Source organism: Pseudomonas sp. NFACC37-1 (assembly GCF_900101575.1).
Classification (GTDB): domain Bacteria; phylum Pseudomonadota; class Gammaproteobacteria; order Pseudomonadales; family Pseudomonadaceae; genus Aquipseudomonas; species Aquipseudomonas fluorescens_AA.
This window is the reverse complement of the sequence record NZ_FMUZ01000001.1, coordinates 80,650-93,149: the sequence shown is the minus strand read 5'-3', so window position 1 is coordinate 93,149 and position 12,500 is coordinate 80,650. Positions and strand designations below refer to the sequence as shown.

13 protein-coding genes are annotated in these 12,500 nt (G+C 63.2%); 6 read left to right on the top strand and 7 right to left on the bottom strand.

Going from position 1 to position 12,500, the window contains the following annotated elements; all coding sequences use genetic code 11:
* Positions 1–64: 64 nt before the first annotated feature.
* Positions 65–1,009 carry a LysR family transcriptional regulator gene (locus tag BLP82_RS00400; RefSeq protein ID WP_092164418.1) on the bottom strand — a complete coding sequence of 315 codons (945 nt, stop codon included), beginning with the start codon at positions 1,007–1,009 and terminating at the stop codon, positions 65–67.
* Positions 1,010–1,135: 126 nt separating this feature from the next.
* Here BLP82_RS00400 and BLP82_RS00395 point away from each other — a divergent pair, with 126 nt between their 5' ends.
* The 4 genes from BLP82_RS00395 to aldA are packed head-to-tail and all read left to right on the top strand — an operon-like array spanning position 1,136 to position 5,889.
* Positions 1,136–2,431, top strand: a complete 1,296-nt coding sequence (locus BLP82_RS00395; protein ID WP_072405658.1) for an MFS transporter — start codon at positions 1,136–1,138, stop codon at positions 2,429–2,431.
* Between the two features lie 16 nt (positions 2,432–2,447).
* Entirely contained in the window at positions 2,448–3,632 is a 1,185-nt protein-coding gene (gene rhmD / locus BLP82_RS00390; protein WP_060742260.1) for an L-rhamnonate dehydratase, read from the top strand.
* Positions 3,633–3,643: 11 nt separating this feature from the next.
* Positions 3,644–4,444 carry an aldolase/citrate lyase family protein gene (locus tag BLP82_RS00385; RefSeq protein WP_092164416.1) on the top strand — a complete coding sequence of 267 codons (801 nt, stop codon included), beginning with the start codon at positions 3,644–3,646 and terminating at the stop codon, positions 4,442–4,444.
* An 11-nt stretch (positions 4,445–4,455) separates the two neighbouring features.
* On the top strand, positions 4,456–5,889 hold the full coding sequence (gene aldA, locus BLP82_RS00380; protein WP_092164414.1) for an aldehyde dehydrogenase: 1,434 nt from the start codon (positions 4,456–4,458) through the stop codon (positions 5,887–5,889).
* 108 nt (positions 5,890–5,997) lie between these two features.
* Here the strand turns inward: aldA and BLP82_RS00375 are convergent, their stop codons facing one another.
* The 4 genes from BLP82_RS00375 to BLP82_RS00360 form a co-directional block, all read right to left on the bottom strand.
* Positions 5,998–6,600, bottom strand: a complete 603-nt coding sequence (locus BLP82_RS00375; RefSeq protein ID WP_092164412.1) for a LysE family translocator — start codon at positions 6,598–6,600, stop codon at positions 5,998–6,000.
* 53 nt (positions 6,601–6,653) lie between these two features.
* A complete protein-coding gene (locus BLP82_RS00370; RefSeq protein WP_072405663.1) occupies positions 6,654–7,490 on the bottom strand; it encodes an AraC family transcriptional regulator in 837 nt (278 codons plus the stop codon).
* Positions 7,491–7,639: 149 nt separating this feature from the next.
* Positions 7,640–8,062 (bottom strand): GlcG/HbpS family heme-binding protein, encoded by a 423-nt coding sequence (locus BLP82_RS00365; RefSeq protein ID WP_092164410.1) that lies wholly within the window; start codon positions 8,060–8,062, stop codon positions 7,640–7,642.
* A complete protein-coding gene (locus BLP82_RS00360) occupies positions 8,059–8,253 on the bottom strand; it encodes a hypothetical protein (RefSeq protein ID WP_092164408.1) in 195 nt (64 codons plus the stop codon). The genes BLP82_RS00365 and BLP82_RS00360 overlap by 4 nt, the downstream gene beginning before the upstream one ends.
* A gap of 90 nt (positions 8,254–8,343) precedes the next feature.
* On the opposite strand from BLP82_RS00360, the gene BLP82_RS00355 reads away from it, so the two are divergent.
* Together BLP82_RS00355 and BLP82_RS00350 are read left to right on the top strand one after the other, a co-directional pair.
* On the top strand, positions 8,344–9,429 hold the full coding sequence (locus BLP82_RS00355) for an aromatic ring-hydroxylating oxygenase subunit alpha (protein WP_092164406.1): 1,086 nt from the start codon (positions 8,344–8,346) through the stop codon (positions 9,427–9,429).
* Positions 9,426–10,376 (top strand): PDR/VanB family oxidoreductase, encoded by a 951-nt coding sequence (locus BLP82_RS00350; RefSeq protein ID WP_092164404.1) that lies wholly within the window; start codon positions 9,426–9,428, stop codon positions 10,374–10,376. Before BLP82_RS00355 ends, BLP82_RS00350 begins: the two co-directional genes overlap by 4 nt.
* A gap of 133 nt (positions 10,377–10,509) precedes the next feature.
* Here BLP82_RS00350 and BLP82_RS00345 read toward each other — a convergent pair whose 3' ends face one another.
* Together BLP82_RS00345 and BLP82_RS00340 are read right to left on the bottom strand one after the other, a co-directional pair.
* Positions 10,510–11,223 (bottom strand): GntR family transcriptional regulator, encoded by a 714-nt coding sequence (locus tag BLP82_RS00345; protein ID WP_092164402.1) that lies wholly within the window; start codon positions 11,221–11,223, stop codon positions 10,510–10,512.
* 90 nt (positions 11,224–11,313) lie between these two features.
* Positions 11,314–12,345, bottom strand: coding sequence for an Ldh family oxidoreductase (locus tag BLP82_RS00340; RefSeq protein ID WP_092164400.1), 1,032 nt, complete (start codon positions 12,343–12,345; stop codon positions 11,314–11,316).
* Between the last annotated feature and the right edge of the window lie 155 nt (positions 12,346–12,500).

Genomic DNA, 12,500 nt, shown 5'->3' with positions numbered 1-12,500 from the left:
GGTTTTTGAAACCGCGCAACCGTTGCAAGGGGTTGCCGGCGTCAGCGCAGCAAGCGCTCAGGCGCTACCTTCCCGCCGCGGCCTGCGTGCGCAGCAGATCAATGAACAACCCCAGCTCCCGGCTCACCGGCTCCCCCTTGCGCCGCAACAAGCCAAACGGCGCCAATTGCACGTCCAGCGCCACCGGTAGCGCCACCACCAGGCCCATCTTCAGGTAATCGCGCAAGGCGGTTTCCGAGAGCACCATGATCGCGTCGGTCAGTTGAATCAGCTGTTGCATGGAATACACCGAGCTACATTCGATGATGTCTGCGGGCGTCGGCAGCGCAAGACGTTGCAACGCTTGATCGAGGCCGATGCGCGCCGGGCTGGTTTCCGGCTGCAGGATCCACGGCCAATCGCTGACCAGTTCGGCCAGGTCCAGTTTTTTGCGCCGGGCCAGGGGATGGCCGGCGTGGACCACCACCAGCAGTCGTTCATTGCCCAGTTGCTCGAAGTCATAGTGCTCGCTGTCGGTGGAGGCGTTGCGCCGGGCGATGGCCAGGTCGATGCGGCCCTGCTCCAGCAACTGGATCACCTGGTCGCTGGTGTCCCCCATGATGCGGATCCGCAGCTGCGGATTGAGCGCCTTGATCCGGGCGATGGAGTCCATGACCAGGTCCGGCGCCGCCCCCATGATGGTGCCGATGGACAGGTAACCATAACCGCCCTGCTGACGGGCCAGCAGGTCTTCGGCGCAGCGGTCCAGACCGCTGAGGGCCAATTCGGCGAAGCGAATCAGCTCCTGGCCCAGGGCGGTCGGGCGCATGCCCCGGGGCATGCGCTCGAACAGGTCGCAACCGAACATGTCCTCGATCTCGTGCAGCATCCGGGTCGCTGCCGGTTGCGACATGTTCAGGCTCTGGGAAGCCCGGTGCAGGTTCTGGCTGGCGTTCAAGGCCACCAGCATGTGCAAGTGCTTGTAGCGCAGGCGGTTGAACAGACTGCGCGACGATACTGGATGAGTCATGGATAGGCCCCTTATTACCGATACCTTTAAGGTATCGGTTGTTAGCGAGATTCGATTTGTAACGCATCAATCGCCCGCCGTACAGTCCAGCCCATAAGAACAAATACCTGCTAAAGGACTCCCGCGATGAAGACTCTTCCTGTGTCTGTGCTGGCCAAGATTTCCTGGCGCCTGCTGCCCTTCCTGTTGCTGATGTACATCATGGCTTTTCTCGACCGGGCCAACGTTGGCTTCGCCAAACAGGCCTTCCAGGCCGACACCGGTATCGGCGACGCCGCATTCGCGTTTGGTGCGGGCGTGTTCTTCGCCGGTTACGCACTGCTGGAGGTGCCCAGCAACCTGATCCTGCACCGCGTCGGCGCGCGGTTGTGGATGTGCCGGATCATGGTTACCTGGGGCCTGGTGTCGGCGGCCATGGTCTTCGCCCACAACGAAACCAGTTTCTACGTGCTGCGCTTCCTGCTGGGCGTGGCCGAAGCCGGATTCTTCCCCGGCGTGATCCTCTACCTCACCTATTGGTTCCCCTCGGCGGCCCGGGGCAAGGCCATGGGCTTCTTCTATTTCGGTGCGCCGCTGGCGTTCATTTTCGGCAGCCCGCTGTCGGGACTGTTGTTGGAGCTGGACGGTTTCGTCGGTGTTCACGGCTGGCAATGGCTGTTCGCCGTGGAAGGCCTGATGGCGTCGGCGGTGGGCGTGTGGGCATACTGGTACCTGGACAACCGCCCCGCCGATGCGAAATGGCTGACGCTCGAAGAGCGCCGCCAGGTCCAGGAACTGCTTGATGCCGAGGACCAACACAAACAATCCCATGGCCGCAGCCTGCTCAGCGTGTTGTGCCAGCCTTCGGTGCTCTACCTGTGCCTGATCTACCTGCTGATCCAGGCCAGCGTCTACGGCGTGGTGTTTTACCTGCCGACCCAAGTGGCCGGGTTGCTGGGCAGCAAGGTTGGCTTGTTGGTGGGTCTGGTCACGGCTATTCCGTGGGTTTGTGCGCTGTGCGCGGCCTACCTGATTCCCGGTTACAGCGACCGCACTGGCCAGCGTCGCCGCACGGCTGCGTTGACCCTGTTGATGGCCGCCGCCGGGATCGCCTGCTCGGTCAGTGTGTCCAGCCCACTTCTGGGCATCATCGCCCTGTGCTTCGCCGCTTCCGGCTTCATCGCCGTGCAGCCGGTATTCTGGACCTTTCCCTCCAGTTACCTGGCTGGCAGTGCCGCTGCGGCAGGCATTGCGCTGATCAACTCCTTCGGTGCCCTCGGCGGCTTCATTGCCCCGGTGCTGAAGAATTGGGCCGAAGGCGCCTTCCACTCTCCTGCGGCCGGCCTTTACCTGCTCGCCGCCACCACCGTCATCGCCGCGTTGCTGGTACTGGGCATCCACTCCCCCGGCCAACGCGCTTCGAACACACCGGCCACGGTTTAACTCAAGGAGCTGCACAATGGGTATCCCCACTATCAAACACGTCCGCGCCTTCGTCCTGCGAGGCGGCGGCGCGGATTATCACGACCAGGCGGACGGCCACTGGATCGACGATCACATCGCCACACCGATGAGCAAATACCCGGACTACCGCCAGAGTCGCCGCAGCTTCGGCATCAACGTACTCGGCACCCTGGTGGTAGAGATCGAGGCCAACGATGGCACGGTCGGGTTTGCCGTGACCACCGGCGGCGAGCCGGCGGCCTACATCGTTGAGAAGCACCTGGCGCGATTCGTCGAGGGAGCCCGGGTCACCGACATCGAAAAGATCTGGGACCAGATGTACCAATCGACGCTCTATTACGGCCGAAAGGGCCTGGTGATCAACACGATTTCCGGCGTGGACCTGGCGCTCTGGGACTTGCTCGGCAAAATCCGCCAGGAACCGGTGCATCAACTGCTCGGCGGCGCGGTGCGCGATGAGTTGCAGTTCTACGCCACCGGTGCACGGCCTGACCTGGCGCAGAAAATGGGCTTCATCGGCGGCAAGATGCCTTTGCATCACGGCCCGGCCGAAGGCGAAGAAGGCCTGCGCAAGAATCTCGAGGCACTGGCGACGATGCGCGAACGGGTCGGTCCGGACTTTTGGCTGATGCTCGATTGCTGGATGAGCCTGGACCTCAACTACGCCACCAAACTCGCGGTCGGCGCCCATGAGCACGGCTTGAAATGGATCGAAGAAGCCCTGCCGCCCGACGACTACTGGGGCTACGCGGCGCTGCGCAAAAACGTCCCCAAGGGCATGCTGGTGACCACCGGCGAGCACGAGGCCACCCGCTGGGGCTTCCGCATGCTCCTGGAAATGGGCTGCTGCGACATTATCCAGCCCGACGTCGGCTGGTGTGGCGGGCTCACCGAACTGGTGAAAATCTCGGCTTTGGCCGACGCCCACAACGCGCTGGTGATCCCCCACGGCTCTTCGGTCTACAGCTACCACTTCGTCGCCACCCGGCATAACAGCCCGTTCGCCGAGTTCCTGATGATGGCGCCCAAGGCAGACGAAGTGGTGCCGATGTTCCACCCGCAATTGCTGGGCGAGCCGGTACCGGTGCAAGGCCGCATGCGCCTGTCGGTCCTCGATCAGCCCGGCTTCGGCGTGACGCTGAACCCTGAGTGCCAACTGCATAGGCCTTATAACCGCTAGAGGAGCCCACCATGACCATGCCCCACAACGCCTTCAAGGCCGCGCTGACCTCCAAGCATACGCAGTACGGCATCTGGGCCGGTTTCGCCAGCGGTTACGCCGCCGAAATCGTCGCTGGCACCGGTTACGACTGGATGCTGATCGACGGCGAACACGCCCCCAACACCGTGCCCAGCGTGCTCAGCCAGCTCCAGGCCGTAGCGCCCTATGCCACCGCGCCAGTGGTGCGAGCGGTGACCGGCGATGCCAACCTCATCAAGCAGCTGTTGGACGTCGGCGCCCAGACCCTGATGATTCCCATGGTCGAGACCGCTGAACAAGCCCAGGCCCTGGTGCGCGCCATGCGTTATCCGCCCCACGGCATGCGTGGTGTCGGCGGAGGCCTGACCCGCGCCACCCGCTGGGATGGCGTCGCCAACTACCTCAGCACGGCCCATGAAGAGCTGTGCCTGATCGTCCAGGTGGAGTCGCGCACCGGAGTGGAGAACGTCGAGGCCATCGCCGCCGTCGAAGGGGTGGACGCGGTGTTCATCGGCCCCGCCGACCTGTCCATCGGACTTGGCCATGCGGGCAATCCTGGTCACCCCGAAGTCCAGGAACGTATCCAGTTCGCGGTCAATGCCACCCTCGCGGCCGGCAAGGCTTGCGGCATCCTCGCACCCAACGAAGAAGACGCCCGCCGTTATCAGGGCTGGGGTTGCCAGTTCATCGCCGTGGCCATCGACATCAGCCTGCTGCGCCAGAGTGCCCTTGCCACCCTTGCCCTCTACCGCGAACCCGCCACCGCTCAAGCGCCGTCGCGCACTTACTGAAGGACACCGCCATGTCATCCGTTCCTGTGTTCCAGAACTTCATCAACGGCCAGTTCACCCACAGCGAGGCACACCTGGACGTGTTCAACCCGGCTACCGGGGCGCTGCTGTCCCGGGTCCCGGCTTCCAACGCCGCCGACGTCGATCAGGCCCTGGCTGCCGCCCGTGCCGCGCAGAAAGACTGGTCGGCCAAACCGGCCATCGAACGCGCCGGATACCTGCGCCGCATCGCTGCCAAACTGCGGGAAAACGTCGCCCACCTGGCGCACACCATTACCCTGGAGCAAGGCAAGATCAGTGCCCTGGCCGAGGTGGAGGTGAATTTCACCGCTGACTACCTCGACTACATGGCCGAATGGGCCCGGCGCATCGAAGGCGAGATCATCACCAGCGACCGCCCCGGTGAAAACATCTTCCTGTTCCGCAAGCCCCTGGGCGTGGTGGCCGGGATCCTGCCGTGGAATTTTCCGTTTTTCCTGATCGCTCGAAAGATGGCCCCGGCGCTGTTGACCGGCAACACCATCGTCATCAAGCCCAGCGAAGAAACCCCGAACAACTGCTTCGAGTTCGCCCGGTTGGTCGCCGCGACCGACCTGCCACCCGGCGTGTTCAATGTCGTATGCGGCGACGGCCAGGTGGGCGCTGCCCTGAGCGGTCACAAAGGCGTGGACATGATCAGCTTCACCGGCAGCGTCGCCACCGGCTCGCGGATCATGACGGCGGCGGCACCGAACATTACCAAGCTCAACCTGGAACTGGGCGGCAAGGCCCCGGCCATTGTGCTGGCGGATGCCGATCTGGCGCTGGCGGTGAAAGCCATTCGCGACTCACGGATCATCAACACCGGGCAAGTCTGCAACTGTGCCGAACGCGTCTACGTGGAACGCAAGGTCGCCGATCAATTCATCGAGCGGATCAGCGCGGCGATGTCTGCCACCCGCTACGGCGACCCGATCGCCGAAGCCGATGTGGAGATGGGCCCGCTGATCAACCGCCAGGGCCTGGACAGCGTTGAACACAAGGTTCGAACCGCCCTCAGCCAAGGCGCCAGCCTGGTGAGCGGCGGCAGCGTGGCGGATCGCTCCAGCGGTTTTCACTTCCAACCCACGGTACTGGCCGGTTGCAACGCATCAATGGACATCATGCGTGAGGAAATCTTCGGTCCGGTGCTGCCGATCCAGATCATTGACGACCTGGACGAGGCCATCGCCCTGGCCAACGACTGCGACTACGGCCTGACTTCTTCGGTCTACACCCGGGACCTGAGCCGGGCCATGCACGCCATTCGTGGCCTGGACTTTGGCGAGACCTACGTCAACCGCGAAAACTTCGAAGCCATGCAGGGTTTCCATGCCGGCGTGCGGAAGTCCGGGGTGGGTGGGGCCGATGGGAAACATGGCTTGTATGAGTACACCCATACCCATGCGGTGTACTTGCAAAGCTGACTTGCGATAGACCGAGGCTTAGCGAAGCGCTGCCTGTCCGGGAGCGCTTCGCACCCCAGCGGGAGCAAGCCCCCTCGCCACAACGACGCTCCCCAGTCCTCCTATCTCTCAGACCACCAAGGTCAACCACGCCGATGCCAATAACAACACCGCCATGGTCCGATTGAACCGGCCCATCGCCGCAGCGGAACGGCAGAACCGGGCAGCGCCGAGGCCCAGATAGGCCCACAGGGTCATGCACGGAATGGAAATCGCGAAAAACGCCAGGGATAGCCAGAGCACCCGCACGGTACGGTCAGCCTCGGCGCCGGCAAACACGCTGACCACCGCCAGCGCCATCATCCAGGTCTTGGGATTCACCAACTGCAACCCGGCCGCTCCCGCCAGGCCCAGTCGCGGGCCCTCGGCAGGCCGGTCCGGGTCGATGGCCTGGGCCGGGGCGCTGAAAATCTGCCAAGCCATCCAGCTCAACCAGGCAATGCCGGCCCATGAGAGCAATGTTTGAATCGTGGCATGGCGCGCGAGCACATCCCCCAATCCGGTGCCGACCAGGAGCACCAACAAGGCTGCCGCCGCGCACGCGCCGAGGATGATCGGCAAGGTGGTGGCCAGGCCAAAGCGCGAGCTATGGCTCAGCACCAGGATATTGGTCGGGCCCGGGGTGATGGAGGCGACAAAGGCGAACAAGGCAAACGGCAGCAACTGGTCCATGGAGCAACTTCTCGGTGAATGATCGTCACTCGATCATCCCCACGAAGGCCCGCTCAGTCTGGAACAATTGAGCAGCGCTTGCGGTAGTCCGCCGGGCTCAGGCGATAGGCACGCTGGAACCAGCGCCCCAAGTGGCTCTGGTCGGCAAAACCAAGCATGGCTGCCACCGTCCCGGCGCTCTCGCCAGAAGCCAGCAAGCGCCGCGCACGGGCCAGGCGCAACTGGATCAGATAGGCATGGGGCGCCAGGCCAAAAGCCGCCTTGAATGCACGGCTCAGGCGAAAACGATCCACACCGGTGACCCGCGCCAGGTCGTCCAGACCGATGTCGTCGCTCAGGTGGCTGTGCAGGTAATCGCGAGCCTGTTGCGCCACCAATGGCAGACGTGGGTCGGGGTTGATCCGCGCGCGCCAGTGCAGGTGTTGGGTCAGGTTGGCCAACAAGGTATCGAGGGCCGTCTGACGCACGATGCGGATTTCCTGCTCATGCAGGCTCTGGAAGGCCAAGGCCGTGGCACTCGCCAGTCGCGCATCGTCGGTCAGGGTGGCGGCGAATCCCAATTGGGCGTTGTCCGGCGCCCCGTCGAACAAGGAGCGCAACTCGCGCTCCAGCCATTGGGGTTCCAGGTACAACGTGCGGTAGGTAAACCCGTGGTCGTGGGGCGCGTTGCCGTCATGCAACTCGCCGGGCTCGAGCAGGAACACCTTGCCCGGCGTACTGTTGTGCTGCTGGCGGCGGCAATGGAACTGCTGCACACCCTGCTCGGTCACGCCCACCAGGTAGGTGTCATGCCAATGGGGATCATAGGCATGCCCCTCGAAATGCGCACGCACGGTCTCGATACCGGACGTGGCGTCCTGCTTGAGATCGATCCAGTTGCGCGCCGTCATGAGCCGCCTCGTTTTGTGTATCCGACCGAAGCAGATTAACCGCTCGTAGGGATGACGTCTGGAAGATTTGTGCAATTGCCGGTGGGAGCGGGCTTGCTCGCTCCCACAGGTCATCAGCCTCGTCCTCAGCGTCAGCGTCAGCGTCAGCGTCAGGCTTGCGGGGTGATAGGCAACACCGCTTCCACCGCCAGACGAGCCAATTCAGCATCCTGCTCGGCCTTGACCCCAGACACCCCGATGGCCCCAATGCACTGGCCGTCGTGGCGGATGGTCACCCCGCCTTCAAGCATGCCCTGCAGGTGCGGAGCGCTGAGAAACGCGTAGCGACCACCATTGATCATGTCTTCGAAAACCTTGCTGTCGCGCCGGCCCATGGCAGCGGTGCGGGCTTTTTCCGTCGCGATGTAGGCCGATAACGGCGAGGCATCGTCCAGACGCAACAGCCCGAGGGGATGACCGCCGTCGTCCACCACACAGACCGAAACGGCCCATTGGCGCTGGTGCGCCAGTTCCTTGGCCGCCACCAGCAATTGCGCAACGTCCTGCTCGGTGAGTACCGCTTTGGTCTTCATGAGTCACTCCGTGTTGTGCAGCAGCAAGCCCGCAAGACAATCAGACACCCGTCCAGCAGGTCCAGGAATACTTCGTTCTGCGCACCATAGCGCACCTGCAGCCGTTCAATGAAGCCCGGATGCCAGCGGCCTGCGATCATCCACCGATCGTCCACCGACCCGACAATGGATCCATCAATCAAGCCAATCATCCATTTATCCAGCAAAAACGTTGACAAAGAAATTAGTTAAGAGAGTTAATGGATCCATAAACAAGAACAACATCCGCCTGGAGATCCGTCATGTACCCCAAAAACGCCTGGTACGTTGCCTGCACCCCCGATGAAATCGCCGACAAGCCCCTGGGCCGGCAGATTTGCGGTGAAAAGATGGTTTTTTACCGGGGCCATGAAGGTCAGGTCGCTGCCGTGGAAGACTTCTGCCCTCATCGCGGCGCCCCGCTCTCCCTGGGCTACGTCGAAAACGGCAACCTGGTGTGCGGCTATCACGGCTTGGTGATGGGCGCTGATGGCAAGACCGTCGAAATGCCGGGGCAACGGGTACGGGGATTCCCCTGCAACAAGACCTTCGCGGTGCAGGAACGACATGGCTTCATCTGGGTCTGGCCCGGTGACCAGGCGCTGGCCGACCCGGCGTTGATCCATCATCTGGAATGGGCTGAAAGCGATGAATGGGCCTACGGTGGCGGCCTGTTCCATATCCAGTGCGACTATCGCCTGATGATCGACAACCTGATGGACCTGACCCACGAAACCTACGTCCACGCCTCGAGCATCGGCCAGAAGGAAATCGACGAGGCGCCGCCAGTGACCACCGTAGAAGGTGATGAAGTGGTCACCGCCCGCCATATGGAAAACATCATGGCCCCGCCGTTCTGGCGCATGGCCCTGCGCGGCAACAACCTGGCCGATGACGTGCCGGTGGACCGCTGGCAGATCTGCCGCTTCACCCCGCCCAGCCATGTGCTGATCGAAGTGGGCGTGGCCCATGCCGGCAACGGCGGTTATCACGCCGCGCCGCAATTCAAGGCGTCGAGCATCGTGGTGGATTTCATCACACCGGAAACCGAGACCTCGATCTGGTATTTCTGGGGCATGGCCCGGCACTTCCAGCCGCAGGATGAAGCCCTCACCGCGTCCATTCGCGAAGGCCAAGGCAAGATTTTCAGCGAAGACCTGGAAATGCTCGAACGCCAGCAGCGCAACCTGCTGGACCATCCGCAGCGCAACTTGCTCAAGCTCAACATCGATGCTGGCGGCGTGCAGTCTCGACGGGTGCTGGAGCGTTGGATCGCACGGGAGCGCGAACCTCAAGCCGGCTTGATCGCCAGCAGCCAGCAGCCACAGCTGGCGGAGCAACGGCCATGATCGAAGTCCAGGTCACGGCGCGACACAGCGAAGCCCTCGATATCTGCAGCTACGAGCTGACCCGTGTCGACGGCGAGCCATTGCCGGCCTTCACCGCTGGCGCCCATATCGATGTGCACTTGCCCGACGGGCTGATTCGCCAGTACTCGCTGTGCAATCATCCCGAGGAACGGCATCGCTACCTCATTGGCGTGCTCAAGGACCCGGCGTCCCGCGGTGGTTCGCGCAGCCTGCATGAGCGGATCCAGCCAGGCATGCGCTTGCACATCAGCGAACCACGCAACCTGTTCTCCCTTGCTCCCCAGGCCCGGCGCAGCCTGCTGTTTGCCGGAGGCATCGGCATTACGCCGATCCTGTGCATGGCCGAGCACCTGGCCCAGAGCGGAGCAGCATTCGAGCTGCATTACTGCGCCCGCTCCCGAGACCGTGCTGCCTTTGTCGAGCGCCTGCGCCAGGCCCCTTACGCTGACCGGGTGTTCCTGCACTTCGATGAAGAACCAGAAACCCTGCTGGACGCCGCCAGGGTGTTGACCGCACCCGATAACGACCTGCACCTCTACGTGTGCGGGCCCGGTGGTTTCATGCAGCACATCCTCGACACCGCCAAGGGCCAGGGTTGGCAGGAAGACCGCCTGCACCGCGAATACTTCGCCGCCACCCCTACCGACACCCGTGCCGACGGCAGCTTTTCAGTCAAGCTCGCCCGTACTGGCCAGGTGTTCGAGGTGCCGGCGGACCGCAGCGTGGTGCAGGTGCTGGAGAGCCATGGCATCGAGATCCCGATCTCCTGCGAACAAGGCGTGTGCGGCACTTGCCTGACCCGCGTGCTGGAAGGCGTGCCGGAGCATAGGGACATGTTCCTGACCGAGGCCGAACAGGCCTGCAACGACCAGTTCACACCGTGCTGCTCCAGGTCGAAAACCCCGGTGCTGGTGCTGGATCTCTAAGGCCGAATACTGTGGGAGCGAGCCTGCTCGCGATGGCGCCGGCTCTGCGGCATTGGTGACGACTGATACACCGCTATCGCGAGCAAGCTCGCTCCCACAAGGGATCTGGGTGAGAGAAATTCTGCCGGGCGAGTTACTCCGAACGCAGTATCACCGTCATCCGCTCGTCAGCCAGCGCCGAGCCGAACACTTCGGCGTAGCGCAGGGTCGCATTGGCATGCTCGCGCATGATCGCCTCGGCACGGCCGCTCTGGCGATTGATCAGTGCGTCGAATACCGAATGGTGTTGCATATGGGCATAGTTGAAGCGGCGAAACTCGCCAGCCATGTTCTGGCGATCCACCGCCAGGGCGGTGACTGAAGCGAAAGGCAGATGATCATTGCGAGCCAGGGCGTCGGCGATCGCCGGGTTGTGGCTGCCTTCGACGATCACCTGATGGAAGCGCATGTTGAGGTCGTGATAGACCTCCAGGTCATCCTCGGTCACATAACCTTTGGCGAACAGTTCATCCCCCTGCACCAGGCATTGCTCGAGTATCGCGCGTGCTTCTTCAGACAAACCATGCTCGGCCGTCTGCCGTGCCGCCAGGCCCTCCAGCACGCCCCGTACCTCCACAGCCCCGGCGATTTGCTCGGCACTGACCGAACGCACCTGAAAACCTCGCCCGCCAAAGCGCACCAGCAGCCCTTCCTGCTCCAGGGTGCGGAACGCCATGCGCACCGGCATGCGCGACACGCCGAACAACTCAGCCGTGGGAATTTCCATCAAGCGCTCGCCAGCGGCCAGCTCACCCGAGGCGATCATCTTGCGCAGCGCAACCAGCACCGTTTGGCCGGGCTTACTCATCCAGGCGATTCCAGAGAAAAGAAGCCGTCATAGTAGAAGGCTTGGCGCAACGTGTCACGGCAGTGCAAGGCCTTGATAAAAGCCGGTGGTTCAAATGCCCGCCAATTCCCGCAACTGCGCCAAAGTCTGCTCGTCCAGGCTAATCCCCTGCTCATTGGCCTTGCTGCGCTCGCGATGACGACGGTCTCCCGGCAACCGCCGCAGCCCGACGCCATGCATCTGCCTGACCAGTTCCCGGCTGCGCTCGGCGAAGTCTTGCCCGGCGGTCTTGCTGGGGTCGATCACGATCAACAACTGGCCAGTCCACGGCGTCTTGGCGCCCGGATGATTGCTCCAGTCGAACTCGAAGGAGAAGTTACCCCCGGTCAGGGCCGCCGCCAGCAACTCGACCATCATCGACAACGCCGAGCCCTTATGCCCGCCAAACGGCAGCAGCGCTCCGCCTTCGAGAATCGCCTTGGGGTCGCGGGTCGGCTGGCCAAGGCTGTCCACGCCCATGCCCGGTGGCAACAACTCGCCCTTGCGCGCAGCGATCTGTACGTCACCGTGGGCGATGGCGCTGGTGGCCAGGTCGAAGACAATCGGCTCGCCGTCGGCCCGTGGCGCGGCGAAGGCAATGGGATTGGTGCCGAACAATGGCCGGTCCGCGCCATGGGGCACCACGCAGGTCATGCTGTTGACCACGCTCAACGCCACTAGGCCTTCGTAGGCAAACGGCTCGACATCCGGCCAGAGCGCCGCGAAGTGATGGGAGTTGCGAATGGCCAGGACGGCGATACCGGCGCTACGGGCCTTTTCCACCAGCAGTGGCCGCGCGGCAGCCAGGGCTGGCTGGGCAAAGCCATTCCCGGCATCCACCGCGACGAACCCTGACGCCACGTCTTCGACCACCGGCACCGCCTTGCCGTTGACCCAGCCGCTGTTCAGCGTCGAGACATAACCGGGGATGCGGAATACCCCATGGCTATGGGCACCGTCGCGCTCGGCCCCGGCGCAGTTTTCAGCCAGGCACCGGGCGACTTCGGTCGACGTGCCATGACGCAGGAAAATCTTCTCCAGCAAGCTCACCAGAGCATCGAAGGACAGGGTGCAAGAAGCGGCATGATCGGATGGTGCAGACATCTGAAGCTCCGGAATGATTGTTGGAGGTAGCAACAGCGTGAAGGACCCGCCCGGTGATTAAACACTGTTTCAGGCGCGCGCTGTCAATACTTCCCCCCTGCCGATCGAAGAAGCCCGACGTGCAATAACTATGTACCACCCTTGCCCATGCATCG

Bases quoted from the DNA above. Each gene is read 5' to 3' on its own strand.
- BLP82_RS00400 (WP_092164418.1), bottom strand. From the start codon at position 1,009: ATGACTCATCCAGTATCGTCGCGCAGTCTGTTCAACCGCCTGCGCTAC.
- BLP82_RS00395 (WP_072405658.1), top strand. From the start codon at position 1,136: ATGAAGACTCTTCCTGTGTCTGTGCTGGCCAAGATTTCCTGGCGCCTG.
- rhmD (WP_060742260.1), top strand. From the start codon at position 2,448: ATGGGTATCCCCACTATCAAACACGTCCGCGCCTTCGTCCTGCGAGGC.
- BLP82_RS00385 (WP_092164416.1), top strand. From the start codon at position 3,644: ATGACCATGCCCCACAACGCCTTCAAGGCCGCGCTGACCTCCAAGCAT.
- aldA (WP_092164414.1), top strand. From the start codon at position 4,456: ATGTCATCCGTTCCTGTGTTCCAGAACTTCATCAACGGCCAGTTCACC.
- BLP82_RS00375 (WP_092164412.1), bottom strand. From the start codon at position 6,600: ATGGACCAGTTGCTGCCGTTTGCCTTGTTCGCCTTTGTCGCCTCCATC.
- BLP82_RS00370 (WP_072405663.1), bottom strand. From the start codon at position 7,490: ATGACGGCGCGCAACTGGATCGATCTCAAGCAGGACGCCACGTCCGGT.
- BLP82_RS00365 (WP_092164410.1), bottom strand. From the start codon at position 8,062: ATGAAGACCAAAGCGGTACTCACCGAGCAGGACGTTGCGCAATTGCTG.
- BLP82_RS00360 (WP_092164408.1), bottom strand. From the start codon at position 8,253: ATGATTGGCTTGATTGATGGATCCATTGTCGGGTCGGTGGACGATCGG.
- BLP82_RS00355 (WP_092164406.1), top strand. From the start codon at position 8,344: ATGTACCCCAAAAACGCCTGGTACGTTGCCTGCACCCCCGATGAAATC.
- BLP82_RS00350 (WP_092164404.1), top strand. From the start codon at position 9,426: ATGATCGAAGTCCAGGTCACGGCGCGACACAGCGAAGCCCTCGATATC.
- BLP82_RS00345 (WP_092164402.1), bottom strand. From the start codon at position 11,223: ATGAGTAAGCCCGGCCAAACGGTGCTGGTTGCGCTGCGCAAGATGATC.
- BLP82_RS00340 (WP_092164400.1), bottom strand. From the start codon at position 12,345: ATGTCTGCACCATCCGATCATGCCGCTTCTTGCACCCTGTCCTTCGAT.